The sequence below is a fragment of the Rhizobium sp. CNPSo 3670 genome (assembly GCF_057784555.1).
Genome location: NZ_JBXSOL010000011.1, coordinates 168,365 through 192,043 on the forward strand (window position 1 = coordinate 168,365; position 23,679 = coordinate 192,043).

General features: G+C 62.2%; 25 protein-coding genes and 2 pseudogenes. 11 read left to right on the forward strand and 16 right to left on the reverse strand.

What is annotated here, in order from left to right:
* Positions 1-64: 64 nt before the first annotated feature.
* Positions 65-1,537: an NAD(P)H-hydrate dehydratase gene (locus AC13QO_RS14155; protein ID WP_285195407.1), complete on the forward strand. Its 1,473-nt coding sequence runs from the start codon at positions 65-67 to the stop codon at positions 1,535-1,537.
* Positions 1,538-1,542: 5 nt separating this feature from the next.
* Here the strand turns inward: AC13QO_RS14155 and AC13QO_RS14160 are convergent, their stop codons facing one another.
* From AC13QO_RS14160 to uvrA, 3 genes are read right to left on the reverse strand one after another with little or no spacing between them, the layout of a single operon-like run.
* A complete protein-coding gene (locus tag AC13QO_RS14160) occupies positions 1,543-2,349 on the reverse strand; it encodes a DUF72 domain-containing protein (protein WP_285195406.1) in 807 nt (268 codons plus the stop codon).
* A 23-nt stretch (positions 2,350-2,372) separates the two neighbouring features.
* Complete coding sequence (locus AC13QO_RS14165; protein WP_285195405.1) at positions 2,373-2,834, reverse strand: GNAT family N-acetyltransferase; 462 nt, start codon at positions 2,832-2,834, stop codon at positions 2,373-2,375.
* Positions 2,831-5,752 (reverse strand): excinuclease ABC subunit UvrA, encoded by a 2,922-nt coding sequence (gene uvrA, locus AC13QO_RS14170; protein WP_488540921.1) that lies wholly within the window; start codon positions 5,750-5,752, stop codon positions 2,831-2,833. Before uvrA ends, AC13QO_RS14165 begins: the two co-directional genes overlap by 4 nt.
* Positions 5,753-6,033: 281 nt before the next feature.
* Between uvrA and AC13QO_RS14175 the strand changes: the two genes are divergently transcribed.
* Entirely contained in the window at positions 6,034-6,549 is a 516-nt protein-coding gene (locus AC13QO_RS14175; RefSeq protein WP_285195403.1) for a single-stranded DNA-binding protein, read from the forward strand.
* 117 nt (positions 6,550-6,666) lie between these two features.
* On the opposite strand, the gene AC13QO_RS14180 is transcribed toward AC13QO_RS14175, so the two are convergent.
* A complete protein-coding gene (locus AC13QO_RS14180; protein WP_285195402.1) occupies positions 6,667-7,314 on the reverse strand; it encodes a MarC family protein in 648 nt (215 codons plus the stop codon).
* Between the two features lie 226 nt (positions 7,315-7,540).
* On the opposite strand from AC13QO_RS14180, the gene gyrA reads away from it, so the two are divergent.
* Positions 7,541-10,348 carry a DNA gyrase subunit A gene (gyrA, locus tag AC13QO_RS14185; protein ID WP_488540922.1) on the forward strand — a complete coding sequence of 936 codons (2,808 nt, stop codon included), beginning with the start codon at positions 7,541-7,543 and terminating at the stop codon, positions 10,346-10,348.
* A gap of 181 nt (positions 10,349-10,529) precedes the next feature.
* On the opposite strand, the gene AC13QO_RS14190 is transcribed toward gyrA, so the two are convergent.
* The 3 genes from AC13QO_RS14190 to AC13QO_RS14200 all read right to left on the reverse strand — a co-directional run bounded on the left by AC13QO_RS14190 (position 10,530) and on the right by AC13QO_RS14200 (position 11,300).
* Positions 10,530-10,664, reverse strand: coding sequence for a hypothetical protein (locus AC13QO_RS14190; protein ID WP_010056528.1), 135 nt, complete (start codon positions 10,662-10,664; stop codon positions 10,530-10,532).
* Positions 10,665-10,700: 36 nt separating this feature from the next.
* On the reverse strand, positions 10,701-10,856 hold the full coding sequence (locus AC13QO_RS14195) for a hypothetical protein (protein WP_488540923.1): 156 nt from the start codon (positions 10,854-10,856) through the stop codon (positions 10,701-10,703).
* A 132-nt stretch (positions 10,857-10,988) separates the two neighbouring features.
* A complete protein-coding gene (locus AC13QO_RS14200; protein ID WP_488540924.1) occupies positions 10,989-11,300 on the reverse strand; it encodes a hypothetical protein in 312 nt (103 codons plus the stop codon).
* 90 nt (positions 11,301-11,390) lie between these two features.
* On the opposite strand from AC13QO_RS14200, the gene coaD reads away from it, so the two are divergent.
* From coaD to tgt, 5 genes are all read left to right on the forward strand, one after another.
* The gene (gene coaD, locus AC13QO_RS14205) at positions 11,391-11,885 is read left to right on the forward strand and encodes a pantetheine-phosphate adenylyltransferase (RefSeq protein ID WP_097601109.1); all 495 of its coding nucleotides are present in this window, start codon (positions 11,391-11,393) and stop codon (positions 11,883-11,885) included.
* 43 nt (positions 11,886-11,928) lie between these two features.
* The gene (locus tag AC13QO_RS14210) at positions 11,929-12,501 is read left to right on the forward strand and encodes a peptidylprolyl isomerase (RefSeq protein WP_488540925.1); all 573 of its coding nucleotides are present in this window, start codon (positions 11,929-11,931) and stop codon (positions 12,499-12,501) included.
* Positions 12,502-12,530: 29 nt separating this feature from the next.
* Entirely contained in the window at positions 12,531-13,040 is a 510-nt protein-coding gene (locus AC13QO_RS14215; protein WP_085778170.1) for a peptidylprolyl isomerase, read from the forward strand.
* A gap of 72 nt (positions 13,041-13,112) precedes the next feature.
* The gene (gene queA, locus AC13QO_RS14220) at positions 13,113-14,195 is read left to right on the forward strand and encodes a tRNA preQ1(34) S-adenosylmethionine ribosyltransferase-isomerase QueA (protein ID WP_488540926.1); all 1,083 of its coding nucleotides are present in this window, start codon (positions 13,113-13,115) and stop codon (positions 14,193-14,195) included.
* A complete protein-coding gene (gene tgt / locus AC13QO_RS14225) occupies positions 14,196-15,326 on the forward strand; it encodes a tRNA guanosine(34) transglycosylase Tgt (protein ID WP_488540927.1) in 1,131 nt (376 codons plus the stop codon). It abuts the gene before it with no gap.
* Between the two features lie 19 nt (positions 15,327-15,345).
* Here the strand turns inward: tgt and AC13QO_RS14230 are convergent, their stop codons facing one another.
* The 5 genes from AC13QO_RS14230 to AC13QO_RS14250 all read right to left on the reverse strand — a co-directional run bounded on the left by AC13QO_RS14230 (position 15,346) and on the right by AC13QO_RS14250 (position 18,248).
* Positions 15,346-15,774 (reverse strand): DUF4864 domain-containing protein, encoded by a 429-nt coding sequence (locus AC13QO_RS14230; protein WP_085778173.1) that lies wholly within the window; start codon positions 15,772-15,774, stop codon positions 15,346-15,348.
* An 82-nt stretch (positions 15,775-15,856) separates the two neighbouring features.
* Complete coding sequence (gene fabF, locus AC13QO_RS14235) at positions 15,857-17,122, reverse strand: beta-ketoacyl-ACP synthase II (RefSeq protein WP_488540928.1); 1,266 nt, start codon at positions 17,120-17,122, stop codon at positions 15,857-15,859.
* A 13-nt stretch (positions 17,123-17,135) separates the two neighbouring features.
* Positions 17,136-17,642, reverse strand: a complete 507-nt coding sequence (locus tag AC13QO_RS14240) for a winged helix-turn-helix transcriptional regulator (protein ID WP_085778175.1) — start codon at positions 17,640-17,642, stop codon at positions 17,136-17,138.
* A 41-nt stretch (positions 17,643-17,683) separates the two neighbouring features.
* A complete protein-coding gene (locus AC13QO_RS14245; protein ID WP_183703322.1) occupies positions 17,684-17,977 on the reverse strand; it encodes a hypothetical protein in 294 nt (97 codons plus the stop codon).
* A gap of 82 nt (positions 17,978-18,059) precedes the next feature.
* Positions 18,060-18,248, reverse strand: coding sequence for a hypothetical protein (locus AC13QO_RS14250; RefSeq protein ID WP_488540929.1), 189 nt, complete (start codon positions 18,246-18,248; stop codon positions 18,060-18,062).
* A 210-nt stretch (positions 18,249-18,458) separates the two neighbouring features.
* Between AC13QO_RS14250 and AC13QO_RS14255 the strand changes: the two genes are divergently transcribed.
* On the forward strand, positions 18,459-18,854 hold the full coding sequence (locus AC13QO_RS14255) for a hypothetical protein (protein WP_221112418.1): 396 nt from the start codon (positions 18,459-18,461) through the stop codon (positions 18,852-18,854).
* 188 nt (positions 18,855-19,042) lie between these two features.
* Positions 19,043-19,234 (forward strand): annotated as a pseudogene (locus AC13QO_RS14260) (metallophosphoesterase family protein); the annotation flags it as partial.
* Position 19,235: 1 nt separating this feature from the next.
* Here AC13QO_RS14260 and AC13QO_RS14265 read toward each other — a convergent pair.
* From AC13QO_RS14265 to AC13QO_RS14280, 4 genes and pseudogenes are all read right to left on the reverse strand, one after another.
* Positions 19,236-19,439, reverse strand: a pseudogene (locus AC13QO_RS14265) (LacI family DNA-binding transcriptional regulator); the annotation flags it as partial.
* Between the two features lie 98 nt (positions 19,440-19,537).
* Positions 19,538-20,218 carry a GNAT family N-acetyltransferase gene (locus tag AC13QO_RS14270; RefSeq protein ID WP_488540935.1) on the reverse strand — a complete coding sequence of 227 codons (681 nt, stop codon included), beginning with the start codon at positions 20,216-20,218 and terminating at the stop codon, positions 19,538-19,540.
* Positions 20,218-20,736: a MarR family winged helix-turn-helix transcriptional regulator gene (locus AC13QO_RS14275; protein WP_488540930.1), complete on the reverse strand. Its 519-nt coding sequence runs from the start codon at positions 20,734-20,736 to the stop codon at positions 20,218-20,220. The genes AC13QO_RS14270 and AC13QO_RS14275 overlap by 1 nt, the downstream gene beginning before the upstream one ends.
* A 120-nt stretch (positions 20,737-20,856) precedes the next feature.
* Positions 20,857-22,026 (reverse strand): MFS transporter, encoded by a 1,170-nt coding sequence (locus AC13QO_RS14280; protein ID WP_488540931.1) that lies wholly within the window; start codon positions 22,024-22,026, stop codon positions 20,857-20,859.
* A 144-nt stretch (positions 22,027-22,170) separates the two neighbouring features.
* On the opposite strand from AC13QO_RS14280, the gene AC13QO_RS14285 reads away from it, so the two are divergent.
* Positions 22,171-23,679, forward strand: a complete 1,509-nt coding sequence (locus tag AC13QO_RS14285; protein ID WP_488540932.1) for a winged helix-turn-helix domain-containing tetratricopeptide repeat protein — start codon at positions 22,171-22,173, stop codon at positions 23,677-23,679.

A 23,679-nucleotide genomic window follows, 5' to 3' on the forward strand; every position in this document is an offset into this window, starting at 1 on the left:
AGAGTCCCCTTGTGCGTCTCTTCAGGCGGTTGTTTTTTGTGCGTTTTTTGAATTGAATAGGCTCATGAGCAAACATCTCTCAGAGCTTCTGGTGACGCCTGCCGAAATGAGCGCCATCGATGCGGCCGCGGCTGCTTCGGGAATCGATTCCTTCGGCCTGATGGAAAGGGCGGGGGCCGCCGCCGCGGCTGCCGCGCTCAGGCTTCATCCTGGGGCGATGCGTTTCGTCGTGATCTGCGGCCCCGGTAACAACGGGGGCGACGCCTATGTCGCGGCAAGGCATCTGCTGGAGAGCGGAGCGACCGTGGCGCTTTTTCATCTCGGCGATCCCGCAAAGCTGAAAGGCGATGCCGCCCGCGCTCGGGCCGGCTGCCCGTTGGAGGGGCAGGAGCTCGGCCTCTATCGGCCGCAAGCCGGTGACGTCGTCATCGACGGTCTGTTCGGAGCAGGGCTCGGGCGCGCGGTGCCGGCCGATGTGGGCACGTTGATCGAACGCGTCACCGAGGCTGGTTTGCCTGTGCTTGCCATCGACCTCCCCTCCGGCCTCGATGGCCGCACCGGCAAGGCGCTGGGTGCTGCCTTCCAGGCGCGCAACACCATCACCTTCATGACCCGCAAACCCGGCCATCTTCTGATGCCGGGCAGGCAGCTTTGCGGCGAGTTGGAAGTCTTCGACATCGGCATTCCCGCCCGGATTGTCCGGGCCGAGGCGGGCGGCGCCGTCGCCGAGAACACACCTGATGCCTGGAAAGGCGTGCTCCCGGCCGAGGAGCTGGAAACCCACAAATACAAGCGCGGACATCTGGTCGTTTTTTCAGGCGAGGCCGACAGGACCGGAGCTGCTCGCATGTCGGCGGTCTCCGGCCTGAAGGCCGGCGCCGGCCTGGTAACGATCGCTGCCCCCGGCGCGGCGATGGCCGCCAATGCCGCGCATCTTACAGCCGTCATGCTGCATGCAGTCGACGACGAGGCGGATCTGGCAGGATGGCTCTCCGACAAACGGCTGCAGACCTTCGTGCTCGGCCCCGGTTTTGGCATCGGCGCGAGAGCCCGCGGCTTCGTCGCTGCGCTTGCCGATCGCCGGCTCGTGCTCGATGCCGACGGCATCTCTTCATTCAAGGACGATCCGCAACAGCTTTTCGCCCTGTTCCGGGGCGAACCGCGCCTGGTGCTGACGCCGCACGAGGGCGAATTTTCGCGGCTCTTTCCCGACATCGGCGACGACGAGGCGCTGGGGAAGGTGGACAAGGCCGTGGCCGCCGCGCGCCGCGCCAATGCCGCGATCGTCTATAAGGGGGCCGATACCGTCATCGCCTCGCCGGACGGGCGCGCGCTCATCAATACCAATGCGCCTGCCTGGCTTGCCACCGCAGGTTCCGGCGATGTGCTTGCCGGCATTATCGGGGGATTGCTTGCCCAGGGATTGCCGGCCTTCGAGGCCGCGGCCGCCGGCGTGTGGCTGCACGGAGCGGCAGGTCAGCGCACCGGCAAGGGATTGACGGCGGAAGATCTGGCGGCGGCGGTATTGCCGCTTTAACCGACTTATTCCTCGAGCAACCTCTGCAGGGCGATCGCCCCGTGCGGCGCATTGACTTTGCCCTCATGGATCATGAAAGCGAAGATGTCGCGCGGCTCGGCCGTCACCTGGCGATCCGCGTCGATCAGCGGCAGATCGTCCGGGACCTTGCCCTCGGCCCAAGTCTCGAGCCGCTTTGCCCAGGCCTTCAGATCCTTGTCGGGATAGCAGGTCGGAATATCATCCGATCCCTTCTGCAGCCGGGCATAGACGAAATCGGCCGTCACATCGGCGATCATCGGATATTCGAAATGTTCGGCGCAGACCGGCGCCACCCCATATTTCGCCAGCAGTCCGACGAATTCCGGCACCTTGAACGAATCGTGCCGCACTTCGACCACATGGCGGAGCTTCAGCCCGTCCTGCTTTGCCGGCAGCAGCTTCAGGAAGGCTTCGAAATCGTCCGGATCGAACTTCTTCGTCGGCGCGAACTGCCAGAGCAGCGGCCCGAGATGGTCGCCGAGCTCGCTGATTCCGGATGTGAGGAAGCGCTCCATCGATTCACCAGCCTCGGCCAGCACCCGCCGATTGGTAACGAAACGCGTGGCCTTCAGCGAAAAGATAAAGCCATCGGGTACATCCGCTGCCCATTTCGCAAAGACCGCAGGCTTTTGCGTGCTGTAATAGGTGCCGTTGACCTCGATGACCTTCAGCTGACGGCTGGCATAATGCAGCTCGTCCTTCTGTTTCAGGTCTGCCGGAAAGAAATGCCCGCGCCAGGGCTCGAAGGTCCAGCCGCCGATGCCGGTGCGGATAGTGCCGGATTTAGCCATGTCGTCCTCCCAGTTCGCGGCAGTCAGGCCGCATGAATCTTTTTCATCATGTCGACGAGCGTCCATCCTGGCCGATAAGGGTTCGGCCGGCGACCCGTTTCCTGAAATCCGAAGGCGCGATAGAGTGCGACATTCCGCTCCATCCGAGCATTCGTATAGAGCCGGATCTCCGGCGTGGCCCATTCCCGCGCCTTGCCTTCCAGCCAGTTGAGCATCGCCCGCCCATGCCCGGCGCCCTGAAAGGCGGGTAAGACGGCGATGCTGAACAACATGAGGTGATCGGGATGCCGCTCGACGACGACAAGGCTTGCCGCTTCTCCATCGGTCTCACGCAACCACACCTCGCCGCGTTCGATGCGTGGCGCGTAATCTTCCGTCACCGGGATCGGCGGTGCGCCGAGGCGTTCGGTATAGGGCTTGTAGGCGGCTGCGGTCAGGGCCGTGACCGTTTGGAGATCGTCGGGCGAGGCCAGCCTCATCCTCATTCCGCTGCAACCGCCTTCTTCGCCGGCCGCCGCTCAAGCAGCTCCTTCAGGAATTGGCCGGTATAGGACCGCTTTTCCCGGACGATCGCTTCCGGTGTGCCTGTCGCGACGATTTCGCCGCCGCCATCACCGCCTTCGGGGCCGAAATCGAGCACCCAGTCTGCTGTCTTGATGACTTCGAGATTGTGCTCGATCACCACCACCGAATTGCCCTGGTTGACGAGTTCGTGCAGCATCTCCAGGAGCTTGGCGACATCGTGGAAGTGCAGGCCGGTCGTCGGCTCGTCGAGAATGTAGAGTGTGCGTCCGGTCGAGCGTTTCGACAGCTCCTTGGCGAGCTTGACGCGCTGCGCTTCGCCGCCCGAGAGGGTATTCGCCTGCTGGCCGACCTTGATGTAGCCGAGCCCGACATCCTTCAGCGATTGCAGCTTGTCGCGCACGGCAGGTACCGCCGCAAAGAAATCGACGCCTTCTTCCACCGTCATGTCGAGCACGTCGGCGATCGACTTCTGCTTGAAGGTGACGTCGAGCGTCTCTCGGTTGTAACGTTTGCCGTGGCAGACGTCGCAGGTGACGTAAACATCGGGCAGGAAGTGCATCTCGATCTTGATGACGCCGTCGCCCTGGCATGCCTCACAGCGTCCGCCCTTGACGTTGAAGGAAAAGCGCCCCGGCTGGTAGCCGCGCGCTTTCGCTTCCGGTAAGCCCGCGAACCAGTCGCGGATCGGTGTGAAGGCGCCGGTATAGGTCGCAGGATTCGAGCGCGGTGTGCGGCCGATCGGCGACTGGTCGATATCGATCACCTTGTCGATATGCTCGAAACCGTCGATGCGGTCGTGGTCGGCCGGAATTTCGCGCGCGCCCATGACACGCCGTGCCGCCGATTTATAGAGCGTCTCGATCAGGAACGTGGACTTGCCGCCGCCGGAAACGCCGGTCACCGCCGTGAACACGCCGAGCGGGATCGACGCCGTGACGTTCTTCAAATTGTTGCCGCGTGCGCCGATCACCTTGATCTCGCGGCCCTTCTTCGGCTTGCGGCGCTCATGGGGAACGGGCACGCCGAGCTCGCCGGAGAGATATTTGCCGGTCAGCGACTTCGGATTGTCCATGATATCCTGCGGCGTGCCGTGGGCGATGACCTGGCCGCCGTGAATGCCGGCCGCCGGGCCGATATCGACGACGTCGTCGGCCGTCATGATCGCGTCCTCGTCATGTTCGACGACGATCACCGTGTTGCCGATATCGCGCAGGTGCTTCAGCGTGTCGAGCAGTCGGGCATTGTCGCGCTGATGCAGGCCGATCGACGGCTCGTCGAGCACATAGAGCACACCCGTCAGGCCCGAGCCGATCTGCGAGGCGAGCCGAATGCGCTGGCTCTCGCCGCCCGACAGCGTGCCCGAATTGCGCGAAAGGCTGAGATATTCCAGGCCGACATCGTTGAGGAACCGGAGGCGGTCGCGGATTTCCTTGAGGATGCGGACCGCAATCTCGTTCTGCTTGGCGTTGAAGCTCGCCGGCAGCGCCTCGAACCAGTCGCGGGCGACGCGGATCGACATGCCGGTCACTTCACCGATATGCAGCCTGTCGATCTTCACCGCCAAGGCCTCCGGCTTCAGGCGGAAGCCGTTGCAGGAAGGGCAGGGAGCGGTCGACATGAAGCGCTCGATATCTTCGCGCGCCCAGGCGGAATCCGTCTCCTTCCAGCGGCGCTCGAGATTGGTGACGATGCCTTCGAAATTCTTGTGCGTCGTATAGGAACGGGCGCCGTCGGCGTAGTGGAACTCGATCTTGTCGTCCGTGCCGTTGAGGATGACGTCCTTGGCCTCGTCGGACAGGTCGTTCCAGCGGGTGCCGAGCTTGAAGCCGTAATGTTTGCCGAGCGCTTCCAGCGTCTGGTTATAATAGGGCGAGGTCGACTTGGCCCAGGGCGCGATCGCCCCGTCGCGCAGCGTCCGCTCCGGTTCGGGCACGATCAGGTCGGGATCAATCTTCTGCTGGGCGCCGAGACCGTCGCAGGTCGGGCAGGCGCCGAAGGGGTTGTTGAAGGAGAAGAGCCTGGGTTCGATTTCCGGGATGGTGAAGCCCGAGACCGGGCAGGCGAATTTTTCCGAAAACAGCACGCGCTCATGCGTCTCGTTCAGCGACTTGTTGGCCGAACCGCCGGCCGAAGTCTCCTCCGGCGGCAGCGGCTTGTCGGCGAATTCGGCGATCGCCAGCCCGTCGGCGAGTTTCAGGCAGGTTTCAAGGCTGTCGGCCAGGCGTGCCGACACATCCGGGCGCACGACGATACGGTCGACCACCACGTCGATGTCGTGCTTGTATTTCTTGTCGAGAACAGGCGCCTCGGCGATCTCGTAAAACTGCCCGTCAACCTTGACGCGCTGGAAGCCCTTCTTCATCAGCTCCGCCATTTCCTTCTTGTATTCGCCCTTGCGGCCGCGCACGAGCGGCGCGAGAATGTAAAGGCGCGTGCCCTCGCCGAAAGCGAGGATGCGGTCGACCATCTGGCTGACGGTCTGGCTCTCGATCGGCAGGCCGGTCGCCGGCGAATAGGGAACGCCAACGCGGGCAAAGAGCAGGCGCATGTAGTCGTAGATCTCGGTGACGGTGCCGACCGTCGAGCGCGGGTTGCGCGAGGTGGTCTTCTGCTCGATCGAAATGGCAGGCGACAGCCCGTCGATCTGGTCGACATCGGGCTTCTGCATCATTTCGAGGAATTGCCGGGCATAGGCCGACAGACTCTCGACATAGCGCCGCTGGCCCTCGGCATAGATCGTGTCGAAGGCGAGCGAGGATTTGCCCGAGCCTGAAAGACCGGTCATGACGATCAGCTTGTTGCGCGGCAGATCGAGATCGATGCTTTTTAGATTGTGCTCGCGCGCGCCACGGATGGAGATCGTCTTCAGTTCGCTCATCGTCTCTGCTTTGGTTTTCTGGATAACAGCCCTTATTTAGTGATGCCGACGGGCGAGTCGAGGCTGAATATCCTGGATGGCTCAAGGTTTTCGATTCTGTTGACAGGATCATACGGATAAACTAGAACAAATAAAGAACAAAATTCCTGATGGATGCATGCGGCTTTCTGATGGGATTAATTGTGGATTAAACACCGTTCGCGCGCATCTGCGGTCTCTATGGTTTAAGGTGCGCTGATCGATCAACGCCGCCGGGCAGGGCGGCAGGCAGGGTGAGAAGCATGGCTGGTAGCGTAAACAAGGTAATTCTGGTTGGAAACGTGGGTGCAGACCCCGAAATCCGCCGCACTCAGGATGGCCGGCCGATCGCCAACCTCCGTATCGCGACCTCGGAAACCTGGCGCGACCGCAATTCCGGCGAGCGCCGCGAGAAGACCGAATGGCACACCGTCGTCGTCTTCAACGAAGGCCTTTGCAAGGTCGTCGAGCAATATGTGAAGAAGGGCGCCAAGCTCTACATCGAAGGCCAGCTGCAGACCCGCAAATGGCAGGATCAGCAGGGCCAGGATCGCTATTCGACGGAAGTGGTGCTGCAGGGCTTCAATTCGACGCTGACGATGCTCGACGGCCGCGGCGACGGCGGCGGCGCAAGCTCCGGCTTCGGCGGCGGCCGTGGCGGCAGCAGCAGCAATGATTACGGCGACGATTACGGCGCCCCGGCTCCCTCTTCATCGCCGAGCCGCGGCGGTGGCGGCGGCAACTTCTCGCGCGATCTCGACGACGACATCCCGTTCTGATCGGCCGCCTACTCTCGCTTTATGAGAGCATGATGTCCTGGGCGGGCGTCATGCTCTTTTTCTTTGATGCCAGGGCAGATGGTCTAAACGGATCGCGCGGTGCATCTGCCGCGCTTTTTATCGAGGCGTCGCGCTGATGAGGTTGAGCGCGGCTTTCGCGCCGTCGACGACGAACTGCACCGCAAGGGCTGCGAGGATAACGCCGAGCAGGCGGGTCAAAATCGCCCGGCCGGTGACGCCGAGGAAACGGTCAAGCCTTTCGGCGACGAGCAGCATGAGGAAGGTCAGCAGCAGATTGGCGGCGATGACGGCGATCAGCTGCGCTTTTTCGATCGTCGTCGGCAGCGTGCCCGCAAGCAGGATCGTCGCCGAGATCGCGCCGGGGCCGGCGATCAGGGGAAGGGCGAGGGGAAAGACGGCGATATTTTCGATATGATCCTTGGTGACGGCCGCCTCGGAGGCCTTCTCCTTGCGTTCCTGCCGCCTTTCGAAAACCATCTCGAAGGCGATCCAGAAGAGCAGCAGTCCGCCGGCGATGCGGAAGGCGCCGATGGAGATCCCGAGCACGCCGAGCACGCTTGAGCCGAACAGGGCGAAGACGGCGAGGATGATGAAGGCGATGGTCGAGCCGCGCAGCGCTACCTGGGTACGCTCGGTCCGGCTCATGCCTGCCGTCAGTCCCAGGAAGATCGGCGCGAGCCCTGGCGGATCGATGGTGACGATGAGCGTTGTGAAGGCGTTGATCAGTTGGTCGGCGCTTGCCATCGTCTCTCCCGAACCCCATATGAATGCCGGGGTTTTCATGATTGTGAAGCGGGGATTCCGATTTGGCAAACATCCAGCGGCGTATTGCCCGATCCGGCCGCGAAAGTTATGTGTTTTACCCTCTTTAAGCCGCAAAAGCCTGTTCAAAACGCGCTCAGAAATTGGCGCGGGAACAGGCTTTCCGCTATAAATCTTCAAGTGATTCTAGAAGAGATCGTGATCTGTTTTGACTGAGCAAACACCCCCCGGCGGCGGGAAGCTCCCGCCAGGCATCGAGCCCATCTCCATCATGGAGGAAATGCAGCGGTCGTATCTCGATTACGCCATGAGCGTCATCGTCAGCCGCGCGTTGCCCGATGTGCGCGACGGCCTGAAGCCCGTGCACCGGCGCATCCTCTACGGCATGTCCGAGCTCGGCATCGACTGGAACAAGAAATACGTCAAATGCGCCCGCGTCACCGGCGACGTGATGGGTAAATACCATCCGCACGGCAACGCCGCGATCTATGACGCGCTCGCCCGCATGGCGCAGCCGTGGTCGCTGCGCCTGCCGCTGATCGACGGTCAGGGCAATTTCGGCTCGGTCGACGGCGATCCGCCGGCGGCCGAACGATACACCGAGTGCCGTCTGGAAAAGGCTGCCCATTCGCTGCTCGACGATCTCGACAAGGAAACCGTCGACTTCCGCGACAACTATGACGGCACGCTGTCTGAGCCGGTCGTTGTTCCCGCCAAGTTCCCGAACCTGCTCGTCAACGGCGCCGGCGGCATCGCTGTCGGCATGGCGACCAATATACCGCCGCACAACCTCTCCGAAGTCATCGACGGCTGCATCGCGCTGATCAACGATCCGGCGATCGAGCTGCCGGAGCTGATGCAGATCATTCCCGGTCCCGATTTTCCTACGGGCGCGAAGATCCTCGGCCGTGCCGGCATCCGCTCGGCCTACGAGACTGGCCGCGGTTCCGTCATCATGCGCGGCGTCGCCACCATCGAGCCGATGCGCGGCGACCGCGAGCAGATCATCATCACCGAAATTCCCTACCAGGTGAACAAGGCGACGATGATCGAGAAGATGGCCGAGTTGGTGCGTGAAAAGCGCATCGAGGGTATCTCCGATCTGCGCGACGAATCCGACCGTCAGGGCTATCGCGTCGTCATCGAGTTGAAGCGCGACGCCAATGCCGAGGTCATCCTCAATCAGCTTTATCGCTACACGCCGCTGCAGACGTCCTTCGGCTGCAATATGGTGGCGCTGAACGGCGGCAAGCCAGAGCAGCTGACGCTGCTCGACATGCTGCGCGCCTTCGTCTCCTTCCGCGAAGAGGTCGTTAGCCGGAGAACGAAATTCCTGCTGCGCAAGGCGCGTGAGCGTGCCCACGTCTTGGTTGGTCTCGCCATTGCGGTGGCTAATATCGACGAGGTCATCCGCGTCATCCGCCAGGCGCCGGATCCGCAATCGGCCCGCGAAGAGCTGATGACGCGCCGCTGGCCGGCCGAAGATGTCGAAAGCCTGATCCGTCTGATCGACGATCCGCGCCACCGCATCAACGACGACCTCACCTACAACCTCTCCGAAGAGCAGGCGCGCGCCATTCTTGAGCTCCGCCTTGCTCGCCTGACGGCACTCGGCCGCGACGAAATCGGTGATGAACTTAATAAGATAGGCGAGGAAATCCGGGATTATCTCGATATTCTTTCCTCGCGGGTCCGCATCCAGACCATCGTCAAGGACGAACTAACAGCCGTTCGCGACGAGTTCGGTACGCCGCGCCGCACTGAGATCGTCGATGGCGGCCTCGAAATGGACGACGAGGATCTGATCGCCCGCGAAGACATGGTCGTCACCGTCTCGCATCTCGGCTACATCAAGCGCGTGCCGCTGACCACCTACCGGGCCCAGCGTCGCGGCGGCAAGGGCCGCTCCGGCATGACCACCCGCGACGAGGATTTCGTTAGCCGGCTATTCGTCGTCAATACCCATACGCCGGTTCTGTTCTTCTCGTCGCGCGGCATTGTCTACAAGGAGAAGGTCTGGCGCCTGCCGATCGGCACGCCGACCTCGCGCGGCAAGGCGCTGATCAACATGCTGCCGCTCGAACCCGGCGAACGCATCACCACCATCCTGCCCTTGCCCGAGGATGAGGCGAGCTGGGACAATCTCGACGTCATGTTCTCGACGACGCGCGGTACGGTTCGCCGTAACAAGCTTTCGGACTTCGTCCAGGTAAACCGCAACGGCAAGATCGCCATGAAGCTCGAGGAAGAGGGCGACGAAATCCTCTCCGTCGAGACTTGCACTGATCGGGATGACGTTCTCCTGACCACGGCGCTTGGCCAGTGCATCCGCTTCTCCGTCGACGACGTTCGTGTCTTTGCCGGCCGCAACTCGATCGGCGTGCGCGGCATCAATCTCGGCGACGGCGACCGCATCATCTCGATGACGATCGTCGGCCATGTTGATGCCGAGCCATGGGAACGTGCCGCCTACCTCAAGCGCTCCGCCGCCGAACGCCGGGCGATAGGCGTTGATGAAGAGGACATCGCTCTCGTTGGCGAAGAAGTCACAGAAGAGGGGCAGCTTTCCGACGAGCGCTACGAAGAACTGAAGGCGCGCGAGCAATTCGTGCTCACCGTCTCCGAAAAGGGCTACGGCAAGCGTTCTTCCTCCTACGACTTCCGCATCTCCGGCCGCGGCGGCAAGGGCATCCGCGCCACCGATACGTCGAAAACCGGAGAGATCGGCGAGCTGGTGGCGGCCTTCCCGGTTGATGACGGCGATCAGATTATGCTGGTCTCCGACGGCGGCCAGCTGATCCGAGTGCCGGTCGGCGGCATCCGCATCGCCAGCCGTGCCACAAAGGGCGTCACCATCTTCTCGACGGCCAAGGACGAGAAGGTCGTCTCGGTCGAGCGCATCAGCGAGCCGGAGGATGATGAGACGGAAGGGGCGGTTGACGCGGCCGAAGGTACCGCTGGCGCCGATGAAACACCTGTCGTCGATGGCGATCCGGGCGGTGCTGCCGAGGAATGATCGAATGAACTGGGCGGCTTCAAGCCGCCCTTTTCTGTTGGAGCGTTGCTTCCAAGCTGAAGCACTCTGTTGGCTCAAGCCGGCTCATTGCCCAAGAAAAAAGCCGGACGCTGATTGCATCCGGCTTTGAAAAGCCCAGGCGGCGAAAGGGTGCCGCTCATGGGAGGGGAAGAGAGGAATGTCAGAACGCGCTATGCTTTTCGTTCAGCGCCTTCACCTCTTCGCCTTCGCGCCGCAGCGCTGATATCGTCGAGGCCACAGACACGATGAACATGACGCTGATGAGGGCGGTTAGCACTGTCAAGATCGTGAACATAGGCATTCCTTTCCTGGGGAGTTGCGTACTCGCTCCTCAGTACTGGCCCAGTACGGCCGTGCGGGCCGAGGCATAGGGGCCATAAACCTTGGAGGTATCGACCTTCTGATCATAAAGAGCGACAGTTGCGGTGAGCATGCCCGTGACCACAACCATCCAGAGCACGTTAATCATCGTAATCTTGCCGGGCATTATTAGTCCTTCCTGCCGCGCTTTGACGCATTTCTGTGTCGGTTGAGTGAACGCATCCGTTTAAGAATGGTTCCGTCGGATGTTGAGGGGGTGTTTAGCAATGGCGGTCTGAAGCCACCTTGAATGTCCCGTTCATCTGGCGTTCAGATTCGAAGACCGTTTCTCCTGGCGCAGCCGGCCTTTCATTCCGCGCAGCCGGCCTTGAGCACGCACGATCGCCGCATGTTCCGCAAGCTCCGGCCGCACCCAGTTCACCTCGTGGCGATCGGCGAAATAGCCATAGGCGAGCTCGGCGGCGAGGGAGAAAGTGACGGCAAACGCAACAAGCACGATCAGCATGGATCCAGGTCTTTCGGGAGCGCCGGCTGCCGGAATGGCATCGGCTGCATTGATGATTCGAGTTAAGCAGATCCCGTCTGAAACGGCCTTGAATGCCATGTTCATCCGCTGTTCAGCCGTGCGGCGGGGCCCGGTAAATCACTTGCGACAAGTCTGCATCCGTGACAAAAGGCGTCAAACGAATGGCCGGGCCAGATGACGACAGCTTTTTATCCTGGGTCCTTCGACCCGATCACCAACGGACATGTGGATGTTCTGGTCCAGGCGCTGAACGTCGCCGAAAAAGTCATCGTCGCGATCGGCATCCATCCCGGCAAGGCGCCGCTCTTTTCGTTCGAAGAGAGAGCCGAGCTGATCCGCCTGTCGCTGGCCGAAGTCTTGCCCGGCAAGACCGGCAACATCACTGTCGTCGCCTTCGACAATCTGGTCGTCGATGCCGCCCGTGCCCATGGCGCCACGCTTCTGATCCGCGGCCTCCGCGATGGCACGGACCTTGATTATGAAATGCAGATGGCCGGCATGAACCGAACGATGGCGCCCGATATCCAGACCATCTTTTTGCCGGCCGGCACGGCGTCGCGGCCCATTACCGCCACATTGGTCCGCCAGATCGCCGCCATGGGCGGAGATGTCAGCGCTTTCGTCCCGGCCGCCGTCCTGCAAGCCCTCACATCCAAGCGCCCAAACTAGCAAGCAGAAAAGCCTAGGCGGATAACGCCGCAACGGAGCTCACATGAAACTCTTTTATCTCGCATTTGCCGGCGTGCTGTATCTCGCCTCCTTCGCGGGGGATGCGTTGGCCCAGTCGGCCGATCATTATCTCACCATTCAGCTGAAGAACGGCCCGGTGGTGATCCAGCTGATGCCGGATGTAGCGCCGAAACATGTCGCCCAGATCGAGGCGCTCGCCAAGAAGGGCGAATATGACAATGTCGCCTTCCACCGCGTCATCGACGGCTTCATGGCCCAGACCGGCGACGTCAAATACGGCAACATGGAAAAGAACTTTGATGCGAGCCTGGCCGGCACCGGCGGCTCCGACCTTCCGGATCTTCCGGCTGAATTCTCCAAGACCCCGTTCGTGCGCGGCACCGTCGGCATGGCCCGGTCGCAGGATCCGAATTCCGCGAACTCGCAGTTCTTCATCATGTTCGCCGATGGCTCCTTCCTGAACGGCCAGTACACCGTCGTCGGCAAGGTCGTGTCCGGCATGGAGAACGTAGACAAAATAAAGCGCGGCGAAGGCCAGAATGGCGAAGTCAGCAATCCCGACCGGATGATCAAGGTCACCCTGGGCAAGAAGTAGGTTACGAGAGAAAGAAAGAGGAGAAGACAATGGCCGAGATCAAGGATCCCGAAAACACCGTTATCCTGGAAACCACCAAGGGCAAAGTAGTCATTCAGCTGCTGCCGCAGGTCGCCCCGGAGCACGTCGTCCGCATCAAGGAACTCGCCCGCGAGAAGGCCTATGACGGCGTCGTTTTCCACCGCGTCATCCAGGATTTCATGGCTCAGACGGGCGATGTCGAATATGGCAAGAAGGGTTCGGAAACCTTCAATCCCGGCCGCGCGGGCATGGGCGGCTCCGCCAAGCCGGACCTGAAGGCGGAGTTCTCGGCGACGCCGCATGTGCGCGGCACCTGCTCGATGGCGCGTTCGCAGAACCCGAACTCGGCCAATTCGCAGTTCTTCATCTGCTTCACCGACGCTCCGTGGCTGAACAAGCAGTATTCCGTCTGGGGCCAGGTGATCGAAGGCATGGACAATGTCGACAAAATCAAGCGCGGCGAGCCGGTCTCCGATCCGGACTCGATCGTCTCTATGCGGGTTGCCGCCGACGTCTGATTGTGATTTCTGCTGAAACCCGCCCTTGCGCGAGAGCGCGGGGCGGGTTTCGCTTTGCCTGAAAGTACACTTATGCGCGTTGATCTTTTTGATTTCGATCTGCCCGAGGAGCGCATCGCCCTGCGGCCCGCGGAGCCGCGCGACAGCGCACGCCTGCTCGTCGTGGATGCAAAAGCGGCAAGCGCACTGTCGGACCATCGGGTTTCGGATTTGCCGTCATTTCTGCGCGCCGGCGACGCGCTCGTCTTCAACGACACGAAGGTCATCCCCGCCCAGCTCGAGGGCATCCGCCATCGCGACGGCGCCGGCGGTCAGCAGGTCTCGGCAACGCTGCACATGCGCGTCGGTCCCAGCCGTTGGAAGGCATTCGCCAAACCGGGCAAGCGCATCAAGGAAGGCGATCGCATCGCCTTCGGCCACAGCGGCGAAAGCTGCATGATCGGCTCGCTCGATGCGACGGTGGAGGAAAAAGGCGAAGCGGGCGAAGTGACGCTCGCCTTCGATCTTTCCGGTCCGGTGCTCGACGAGGCGATCGCCGCCGTCGGCCATGTTCCGCTGCCGCCCTATATCGCCGCCAAGCGCCCCGAGGACGAGCGCGACCGGGCCGACTACCAGACGATCTATGCCCGCGAGGAAGGGGCCGTTGCAGCCCCCACCGCCGGCCTGCATTTCACGCCTGGCCTGTTCGAAGCGCTCGACAGGGCCGGCATCGAACGTCATTTCGTCACGCTGCATGTCGGCGCCGGCACTTTCCTGCCTGTTAAGGCTGATGATACCGACGATCACAAAATGCATCTCGAAAGCGGCTATGTCAGCACCGATGTCGCCGCGCGCTTGAATGCCGTGCGGGAAAGAGGCGGGCGTATCGTCTGCGTCGGCACGACCTCGCTGCGGCTGATCGAGAGCGCCGCCGGGGAAAGCGGAGAGATCAAACCATGGGCCGGCGCCACTGGGATCTTCATCACTCCCGGTTACCGTTTTAAGGCGGTCGACATGCTGATGACCAATTTCCACCTGCCGCGCTCAACGCTGTTCATGTTGGTCTCGGCCTTCGCAGGCTTCGAAACCATGCATGCGGCCTATGAACACGCGATTTCCACAGGCTACCGCTTCTACTCCTACGGCGACGCGAGCCTTCTTTTCCGGAAAGACTAGATGACAGAGAACTTCCAATTCACGCTCGAGAAGACCGATGCCGGTGCCCGTCTCGGTGAGATTTCCATGCCGCGCGGCGCGATCCGCACGCCGGCCTTCATGCCGGTCGGTACAGTCGGCACCGTCAAGGCCATGTATCTCGATCAGGTGCGGGAGACCGGCGCGGACATCATCCTCGGCAATACCTATCACTTGATGCTCCGCCCCACAGCGGAGCGCGTCTCCCGCCTCGGCGGCCTGCACAAGCTGATCCGCTGGGAACATCCTATCCTGACGGATTCAGGCGGCTTCCAAGTCATGTCGCTCTCCGGCCTGCGCAAGCTCGACGAGCAGGGTGTCACGTTCAAGTCGCATGTCGACGGCAGCCTGCATCATATGTCGCCGGAGCGCTCGATCGAGATCCAAGGGCTGCTCGGCTCCGACATCCAGATGCAGCTCGACGAATGCGTGGCGCTGCCGGCCGAACCGAAGGAGATCGAGCGCGCCATGGAAATGTCGCTGCGCTGGGCCGAGCGCTGCAAGGTGGCCTTCGGCGAGCAGCCGGGCAAGGCGATGTTCGGCATCGTTCAGGGCGGCGATATCCCAGCCCTGCGCATCCGTTCGGCCGAGGAACTCACCAAGCTCGACCTCAAGGGCTACGCCGTTGGCGGTCTCGCGGTCGGCGAGCCGCAGGACGTGATGCTGAACATGCTGAAAGAGACGCTTCCGGTCCTGCCCGTGGAAAAGCCGCGTTACTTGATGGGCGTCGGCACGCCTGACGATATCCTCAAATCCGTCGCCCGTGGCATCGACATGTTCGACTGCGTCATGCCGACCCGCTCCGGACGCCATGGCCTGGCCTTTACCCGCCGCGGCAAGGTCAATATCCGCAATGCCCGCCATGCCGAGGATATGCGTCCGCTCGACGAACAATCGAATTGCCCGGCTTCGCACGATTATTCGCGCGCCTATCTCCACCATCTCGTCCGCGCCAACGAAGCCCTCGGCGGCATGCTGCTCTCCTGGCACAATCTCGCTTATTATCAGGAACTGATGCAGGGCATCCGCAAGGCGATCGCCGAAGGCCGCTTCGCCGATTTCATGGCGGAAACGATGGAGGAATGGTCGAGGGGCGATCTCGATCCCGTTTGATCGGCCGAACGCAGTTTGATCAAATTCCCTTGCTGTCCGCATCCGGCATGATCTGAACGCCGTTGATCCGGTAGCTGCCGTCGGGCTGCCGCGTGACCTGATAGATCGCCGTCCAGTCCTTGCCGTCGCGTCCTGAGATTAGCACTTCGTGGTAGATCAGCGCGCCATTGTCGATCGAGCGGCTGCGGCCGAAGGCGTAATTGCCGGGGTGATAGACTGGTTCGTAGCTCTTCTTCACCATGGCGAAGAACAGGTTCTTGTCGGGATACATCGCCTTGATGCCGGGGGCGGCGAAGGAATAGGCGGTTTCGGCATCGTCCTTGAGGAAGGCTTTGATCTGTTCCTCGATCATCGTTCGCGTGGTGTCGATCGGATCTTCGGCATGGGCCGAGAGAGGAGAGAGGGCGGACGCGGCACACAGAATGAGAACTGCGAGAAAGGCGCGCATGGATTGATCTCCGGCTCCATCGGGGAGCGAGCCCCCGATAGAGCGGAAGTGTAAGCGAATTTCAGCACAAGGAAAACGGACTTTACGACCAGCGCCGGAAGAGGGCGCTGGCATTGACGCCGCCGAAGCCGAAGCCGTTGGTGATGGCATAGTCCATGGCAAGCGGCCGCGCCGTCTTGCCGACGATGTCGATGCCGTCGGCGGCCGGATCGGCTTCGTTGAGGTTGCGGGTCGGCGGCGCGATCTGGTCGCGCAGCGCAAGAATGGTGAAGATTGCTTCCAACCCGCCCGCCGCGCCGAGCAGATGGCCTGTCGCCGACTTCGTCGCGCTGACGGCAATGGCGCCATTGCGGCCGAACACCGTGCCGATCGCAGCGATCTCGCCTCTGTCACCGACCGGAGTCGACGTCGCGTGCGCGTTGAGGTGCCTGACCTCGGAGGCCGGAATCTTCGCCTGCCTGAGTGCCGCCACCATCGCCCGGCGCGCGCCGTCGCCATCTTCGGGACCTGCGGTCATGTGGTAGGCATCCGCCGCCGTGCCGTAGCCGACGAGTTCGGCAAGTGGTGTCGCCCCGCGGGCCAGCGCGTGGGCGAGCGTTTCGATGACCAGGATGCCGGCGCCTTCGCCCATGACGAAACCGTCGCGTGCCGTGTCGAAGGGCCGCGAAGCCAGTTCCGGCGTCTCGTTGAAGCCGGTGGACAGCGCACGCGCGGCGGCAAAGCCGCCGAGGCTAACCTTGTCGATGCAGGCCTCGGCACCGCCGCAGATCGCCACATCGGCTTCGCCGGAGCGGATCAGCCGCGCCGCATCACCGATCGCCTGAACGCTGGCGGCACAGGCCGTCACCGGCGCGCCGAGCGGCCCCTTGAAACCATAGCGGATGCTGACCTGGCCGGCGGCGAGGTTGACGAGGAAGGAGGGCACGGTAAAGGGTGATAGCCGCCGAACGCCCCGCGTCTCGCCGATCCGCACCGCTTCGGCGATTGCAGGAAAGCCGCCGACGCCCGAAGCGATGATCGTTGCGGTGCGTTCACGGCTGCCTTCGTCGGTCGGCATCCAGCCGGCCTGCTTCACCGCTTCCTCCGTCGCCGCCATCGCGAACTGGATGAAGCGATCCATCTTCTTCTGGTCTTTCGGCGTGATCGAGCGGTCGGGATCGAAGCCGGCCTGCGCGTCCTCGGCGATGCCGGGAACGACACCGCCGACCTTGGCCGAGAGCTCGCCGACAACATCGTCCGGCAGCACCCTGAGACCGGAGGCGCCGTCGACGAGACGTGTCCAGGCAGGCTCGACGCCGGTGCCGAGTGGCGAGACAAGTCCCATGCCGGTGACAACGATGCGATCCATGCTATTTTCCTCTCTATGCGTCGATACCGAGATACCAGGCGCGCATGCGGGCGATCCGCGCACGCACCTCGTCATCGGCGGCTGGTCCAGGGAGCAGGCTGGTGTTTTCGGGCGTTACTTCTTCGCCGGTCCGTGCGTCCACAAGCACCGTCTCGCGCGCTTTGCCGGAAGCGGCGTCGCTGAGCAGAAATGCGAGATCCTCTTCCGGAATGTGCCGGCTCCCCCAGGAAAACAGCGCCATCAACACCGGAAAGAAATCGCGGCCCTTCTTGGTCAGCACATATTCGTAGCGGGCAGGGCGCTGCTGGTAGAGCCGTCGTTCGAACAGGCCCTGGTCCGTCAGATGTTTTAGCCGCCGCGTCAGGATGTTCGGGGCCACACCGAGGCTTTTCTGAAACTCGTCGAAGCGCGACAGCCCCTGGAAGGCGTCGCGCAGAATCAGGATGCTCCACCAGTCGCCGACGCTGTCGAGCGCGCGCGCCGCCGGGCATTTGAATTGGCCGAAACTTGTCCGCTGCATGGCAGATGTCACTACAGGAGTGACTATCATCATGCAAGCTACTATCTGGCGCTGCCTTCGAAAAAGCGGGCGAGGAGGATGCCGGTGACGAGCATGCCGGCCGCGGCAAAAATCGTATCGCCCGGAGTGCCGATATAGAGCGGCCCGATATTGGCAAAGAGCAGGAAGGCGATGAGGAAGTTGGCCCAGCCCCATATGACATTCACCGTCGGTGAACTTGGATTGGCGAATGGGGTGCGGAAGGGCCGGCCGCTGACGCCATTGACGAAATGCGGGATGCCGTTGGCCAGAAAGGCCGCGGCGATGAAATGGGCGATGTAGGCGATCCAGGGCAAAGGCTTCTCCTGACCTGCGCGAGTGGCGTCAAAGGAGAATGTGGCCGGGATCATCCGGCCGACAAGAGGAGGTTATGGCTGCTTAGACGAAGCCGAGCGGCAGTTTTTCCAGTTTTCTGTCGGCGCCGTAATCGCGTTCATGCGGCGAGCGACGGCGGTCGTCGCGGCGCGATGAAAGGTCGATGCGGTTTTCGGCGAAGATCCCGTCGGGATAGGTGCCGGTATCATGGCAATCGGAGTCGATCTTTGGCGCAAGGATTTTCAGTATCATCGAGGTTCCTCCACGGCCCAGCAACAACACTCGGAAAGGCCGCATGGTTCCAATGATAAGCGCCGAATTATTAATAAATTAACCATAAATACCGGCCGAATTATCAGCGGATCTAGACCCTCGGCGCGCCACGCATCGCGTTGAAGTGGCGCTGTCGTGGAACTCCTGATGCTGATCGCCGTTGGTTTGGCATGAACACAGGAGGTTCCCATGCAGTTGATCGATACGCGCGTGACACAGTCCGGCAATTTCTTCACGGTGGAATTTCTGGGCGAGGGAGGAGAGTCGATTGCCGTCAAAATCGACAATTCTCATGGCGAACTCGACAGTTCGACGGCGCTCGACCACGCCAAGGTGATGATGGTTCAGCTGACGGCCTTTCCCGGCCGCAGCCCAGACGGCAGCATCAACCGGTATGATGCCTTGAGCAACGGCAACTTCGACGAAGGCAGCAAGGGTCTCATCGGCCAGCCGAGCGCGCGTTCCACCCACGACAGCGAAACGCTGGAAGAGGAGCTGAACGAAGGTCTCGAAGACACCTTCCCCGCAAGCGACCCGGTTTCGGCGACGGTATCGTCCATTCCCGCGAACGCGCCGCGGCACTGACCCCCACCTAATCAGCAGATGGGCCGGCTCCCACTTCGGGAGGCGGCCTGCGGCTGTGTGACAGATTGATGTCAAAACTGAAAAACAGCTGAAAACCGCAGATGTCTGATTGACATGGGAGCCCTCTAGAGAGGCTCCGAGAAGGGAGGGTCCGGGAGACGCTTCCGAGGTTCTCGGAGACGCGCCCCATGAAAATCATTCAGATCACCGACACGCATTTCAGCCCCGGCAAGCCGCATTTCAACGGCAACTGGGCACCGCTCTTGAGCTGGATCGAAGAGACCGACGTCGATCTGATCGTCCATACAGGTGATCTCACCGTCGACGGCGCCGACAAGGACGAGGACATCATCTTCTCGATGGATCTCATGCGCCAGGTAAGACCGGATTGGTGATGCTTGGAATCAAGACGCCGACCACCGGCCTGCGTCCGAGCCGGCCGGCGGAGTGATAGCCGAGTTCCGCGGCAGCCCGGCGCACCTTGTGCACCATCAGATCGCTGGCTGGCCCGTTGCGGTTGAGAACTCTGCTCGCGGTCGCCAGCGAACATCCTGCCCGGAACGCGACCTGCTGCAATGTCGCCATCGAATGCGCCTCGCATCAATCAAATCGTTGCCGGCGCTTTAAAGGGTTTCGATGACAGTGATCTGACACTGCGCTGCGACGATCGCGCAGGGCAACGATCAGGGGCGACGTTTGACCACGCTCATGTTCATTTCCGACCGAACCACGAAGCCCTGCGCCTTGTAGAGCGAAATGGCCGATGTGTTCGCCGCATAGGCATGCAGATAGGCCACGTCGCCGCTGGATGCGATTTCGCCGGCAACGAAGCGGAATAGCAAGGTGCCGAGGCCGCCTCCTTGGAAAGCGGGATGGGTACAAAGCCCGCTGAGCTCGATAAAGCCCGGCTGTCGCATGCGCTGACCGGCCATCGCCACCAGACGACCCTCATGCCTTATCCCCCAGAAGCGGCCAAGGCTCTGGGCGCGCAAGGTGAACGGGCCTGGTTTGGTCAAGATTGCCAAGTCAAGCATATCGGCGGCATCAGCCTCCGTCAGCGGCTGGATGCGGGAGTCGGAAATTGTCTTGTGAGGCCGCTCGGCAACCATCTGGGTCACCGGCGCCTCCATCATTATGGCAAGACCTGGCGGAACCGCGATTGGTCCAACCTCGACGAGAAACATGCGCTCCTGCCGCGACGGCAGCTTCTCCAGGGCATCGAGGCTTTCCGGCGTATCGTCCGCGGAGGCGGCGAAGGGGACAATGGACGGCGGGTATCGCCTCGCGTAGCTGCCGCCTTCGGAGATATCGGCGTGCGCGGTCTGCAGAGCGCTCCAGATCGGCCGGTCGAGCACATGTTTCATCATCCTTCCTCCTCTTGGGCGTCTGAAAGGACGCGCGGTGCGGCAGCGGTGCGCCGGCGTTTGAGCGGCACCTCCGCAAGCCCGTCCTCGATAGCGGCGAGCTGTTCGAGGATCGGTCCGTCGAGATCGCCGCAGAGATCCGCGACGGCAGCCGCGACGCGCGGCCAGATCGTCGCCTTCGAATAATTGACAAGCTCCTGCCCCTTGTCGGTCAGCGACACCAGTCTGCGGCGCTGATCGTCCGGTGCCGGCCGCATGTCGACGAAGCCGAGTTCGAGAAGCTGGCCGATCGTCCGCGTCGCGCCGGGTTGGGTGATGCCCACCGACTGGGCCAGTTCGCCGATCGTCAGCGGCCCGGTCCGGTCGATCGCCGCCAGGAACGGATACTGACCGGCTTGAATGCCGAGCTCGGCCTCGTCGATGATCTGCTGGGTATCGGCCTGCAATCGTTCGCCGATGCGCCGCAGCCGGCTGCCCAGACATAGAAAGCCAAGCGTTCGGACCACATCTTCGACCATGCCCATCTCGCCATTTCGATAAATTGTTATATAACAATTTATATATTGCGGGGATGCGCCTATTCAAGGGCAGGGGATAAACGGAATCGGATCGCAGAAAAATAACGCCTATTCAGAGTATTACCGCGTCATCCTCAGATCTAAGACGAGGCGTATCGAGAGGACAGTGCTGAGCAGGCCGAGTGATAGTGTGAGCCCGTGATGCCCGATCAGCTGCATTGCCGATCCGGCAGCTGGTGAGGCCGCCATGCCGCCAATGCCCCATGTGAAGGCGAAGGCCGCGTTACCGGCGATCAGGGTCCGGCCGGTGAAACGCTCGCCGAGCTGGATCAGTGACGTGGTGTAAAGCCCGAACGAGACGCCGCCCCAGACGAATACCAGCGGCCAGATGAGCCATGTGGTAAAAAGCGGCGCCAGCAGCAGGCAGCCGGTGAGGCAAGCCAGGACGCAGAATAACATCGTCCGCGTCGCACCGAACCGTTCGGCCGCGCGCCCGAGCAGGACCTGCAGCATCGCATTGCCGGCGACGAAACAGGTGATGAGCGAAGCAATGCGCGCCTCGGCGCTGCCGAGGGCTGCGCCATAGACCGCGAACAGCGAAAGCAGGATCTGCTCGAAGGCGGCTGCCGCGAAAACCGCAAAGAGCAGCAGCGGCGCCAACGCGAAGAAGCCACCGACCGACACTGCCTCGCCTTCGCGAGGCATGTCAGGCAGGCGGGGAGCGACGGCAAGCACGATCAGGCCGCAGGCAAGAAAGGCCGTAACGCCGATGATGAAGGGCGGCCAACCTTCCGTGCCGACGACGCCGAGGGATAGCGGGCCGACGGCGAAACCAGCCGAAACGATCGATGAGTAGAGGCCCATGATCCGGCCGCGGCGCGCCGCCGGCGTGATCGAGATCAGCCAGGTTTCGCTGATGACGTAGAGAGGATTGGCAAAGAAGCCGAGCAGGAAGCGCAGCGGCATCCAGACCCAGGCGTGCTGGATCCAGCCAATCGCAACCAGGATGAGGGCGGCCAGGATCGAACAGAGGATAGCAAGCCGCGCCCCGCCGACGCGTCGCGAAAGCGCTGGAATGACGGGCGCCGATAAGATGAAACCCAGCGGCGTCATCGCTGCCGACAGGCCGATGAGCCCTGACGTCAGCCCCTGCCGTTCCAGGATAAAGCTCAGCAGCGGATAGGTCAGTCCCTGCGCCACGGCAAACACCGTGACCGTCGCAATGATGCCCGCCATCGCGGCCCGTGGGAGCTGATCCTCTTGCGGTGATGTCGTGCTTGCACTCGTCATGCTGATATCCTCGTCAGTCGGTATGGTCTGAAGGGCGCGGCCTGGCCTGAAAGAGGATGAAATTCTGCGGAATAAGGGGAGCGGCGTAATTAAGCCTCGCCAAAACGTTCTCAAAAACTTCCAAACGGACTATAGATCCGCTTCATGCAGGGATCGCGCTTTGCCTTTGGTCCGTTCGTGCTTGATCCGGATGCGGGAACGCTCCTTCGGAACGATGATCCCGTTGCCGTTAGCCACCGCGGGCTGAAGCTGCTTGCGGCGCTTGTCGGGCGAGCCGGCGACATCGTCGCCAAGACCGAGCTGATGGACGCGGCCTGGCCAGGCATCGCGGTCGAGGAAGGCAACCTCACCGTCCAGATCGCGCAGCTGCGCAAGCTGCTCGGTTCGTCCGCCGGCGGCGGCGAATGGATTGCGACGGTTCCGCGTGTCGGCTACCGCTTCACGGGAGCCGTTCATCGGCTCAGCGGCGTGAGGCGAAAAACCTTGCCGCTGCCTGACAAGCCGTCGATTGCTGTCCTGCCCTTTCTGAATATCGGCAGCGACCCAGAGCAGGAATCCTTCGTGGACGGGCTGAGCGAAGACCTGATCACCGACCTCTCCAGAATGCCCGGCCTGTTCGTCATCGCCCGCAACTCGGCCTTCGCTTACAAGGGCAGGGCGATGGACGTACGAGAGATCGCCGAGGAGCTCGGCGTGCGCTATCTGCTGGAGGGCAGCGCAAGACGCGCTGCCGGGCGCGTGCGCATCAACGCCAAGCTGATCGACGCGGTCAGCGGCGATCACCTCTGGGCGGAACGTTTCGATCGCAGCCTGAACGATATCTTCGCTCTTCAGGACGAGGTGACGAGCAGGATCGTCGAGGCGCTGCTCGGCAGACTCCGAGCACTGCCGCCGCGCAATCGGCCGAAGAACATCGAGGCTTACGATCTCTGCGTGCGGGCGCGCAAGCTGATGGACGATGCCCCGCAGGCGGCTGAGGAAGCGCATCTCATGCTGACGCGCGCAATCTCGCTCGACCCGGACTATGCCGAGGCCTATCGCTGGCTTGCCGTGAACCACTGGATGGGATGGGTCCATAGCGGCGGACCGACGGAATCGACCCGCGGCATCGCTCTGCAACTGGCACGCAAGGCGGTTGCGATCGACCCCAATGATGCCGGCTGCCGCTGGGTCCTGGCCTATCTGCTTGCCTATGAGCGCGATTTTGCCGAGGCGGATGCGCAATTCGCCAAGGCGATCGAACTCGACCCGAACGAGGCAGACACCTTTGCGTCATTATCCGACATCACGGTCCTCGCCGGGCGGATTGACGAGGGCCTCGAGCATGTCCGCAAGGCGTTCCGGCTGAATCCCTTTCCGGCGAGCTGGTATTATCTGGCGCTCGGCCAGGCGCAATATGCAGCCGGGCAATATGAGGCCGTTGTCGAGACGCTGCGTCGCGACGAAACCTATCGCACGAGCTCCCGTCGTTTCCTGGCGGCAAGCCTTGCGCAGCTCGGCCGGCTCGACGAGGCGCGGGCGGAGACCGAACTCTTCCTTGTCGCCAACCCCGGCTTTTCCACCCGCCACTGGGCCGCGACCGAACCGTTTCGCGACGCTCGGACGCTTGACCATTTCCTGGACGGCTACCGCAAGGCCGGCCTGCCGGCTTGA

Coding starts and splice junctions, on each gene's coding strand:
- AC13QO_RS14280 (WP_488540931.1), bottom strand. CDS start 22,026: ATGACGAGTGCAAGCACGACATCACCGCAAGAGGATCAGCTCCCACGG.
- AC13QO_RS14285 (WP_488540932.1), top strand. CDS start 22,171: ATGCAGGGATCGCGCTTTGCCTTTGGTCCGTTCGTGCTTGATCCGGAT.
- AC13QO_RS14155 (WP_285195407.1), top strand. CDS start 65: ATGAGCAAACATCTCTCAGAGCTTCTGGTGACGCCTGCCGAAATGAGC.
- AC13QO_RS14210 (WP_488540925.1), top strand. CDS start 11,929: ATGAAACTCTTTTATCTCGCATTTGCCGGCGTGCTGTATCTCGCCTCC.
- queA (WP_488540926.1), top strand. CDS start 13,113: ATGCGCGTTGATCTTTTTGATTTCGATCTGCCCGAGGAGCGCATCGCC.
- AC13QO_RS14160 (WP_285195406.1), bottom strand. CDS start 2,349: ATGGCTAAATCCGGCACTATCCGCACCGGCATCGGCGGCTGGACCTTC.
- AC13QO_RS14215 (WP_085778170.1), top strand. CDS start 12,531: ATGGCCGAGATCAAGGATCCCGAAAACACCGTTATCCTGGAAACCACC.
- AC13QO_RS14190 (WP_010056528.1), bottom strand. CDS start 10,664: ATGTTCACGATCTTGACAGTGCTAACCGCCCTCATCAGCGTCATGTTC.
- uvrA (WP_488540921.1), bottom strand. CDS start 5,752: ATGAGCGAACTGAAGACGATCTCCATCCGTGGCGCGCGCGAGCACAAT.
- AC13QO_RS14255 (WP_221112418.1), top strand. CDS start 18,459: ATGCAGTTGATCGATACGCGCGTGACACAGTCCGGCAATTTCTTCACG.
- AC13QO_RS14195 (WP_488540923.1), bottom strand. CDS start 10,856: ATGCCCGGCAAGATTACGATGATTAACGTGCTCTGGATGGTTGTGGTC.
- AC13QO_RS14165 (WP_285195405.1), bottom strand. CDS start 2,834: ATGAGGATGAGGCTGGCCTCGCCCGACGATCTCCAAACGGTCACGGCC.
- AC13QO_RS14270 (WP_488540935.1), bottom strand. CDS start 20,218: ATGAAACATGTGCTCGACCGGCCGATCTGGAGCGCTCTGCAGACCGCG.
- fabF (WP_488540928.1), bottom strand. CDS start 17,122: ATGGATCGCATCGTTGTCACCGGCATGGGACTTGTCTCGCCACTCGGC.
- AC13QO_RS14175 (WP_285195403.1), top strand. CDS start 6,034: ATGGCTGGTAGCGTAAACAAGGTAATTCTGGTTGGAAACGTGGGTGCA.
- AC13QO_RS14200 (WP_488540924.1), bottom strand. CDS start 11,300: ATGAACATGGCATTCAAGGCCGTTTCAGACGGGATCTGCTTAACTCGA.
- tgt (WP_488540927.1), top strand. CDS start 14,196: ATGACAGAGAACTTCCAATTCACGCTCGAGAAGACCGATGCCGGTGCC.
- AC13QO_RS14240 (WP_085778175.1), bottom strand. CDS start 17,642: ATGCAGCGGACAAGTTTCGGCCAATTCAAATGCCCGGCGGCGCGCGCG.
- coaD (WP_097601109.1), top strand. CDS start 11,391: ATGACGACAGCTTTTTATCCTGGGTCCTTCGACCCGATCACCAACGGA.
- AC13QO_RS14275 (WP_488540930.1), bottom strand. CDS start 20,736: ATGGTCGAAGATGTGGTCCGAACGCTTGGCTTTCTATGTCTGGGCAGC.
- AC13QO_RS14230 (WP_085778173.1), bottom strand. CDS start 15,774: ATGCGCGCCTTTCTCGCAGTTCTCATTCTGTGTGCCGCGTCCGCCCTC.
- AC13QO_RS14250 (WP_488540929.1), bottom strand. CDS start 18,248: ATGATACTGAAAATCCTTGCGCCAAAGATCGACTCCGATTGCCATGAT.
- AC13QO_RS14180 (WP_285195402.1), bottom strand. CDS start 7,314: ATGGCAAGCGCCGACCAACTGATCAACGCCTTCACAACGCTCATCGTC.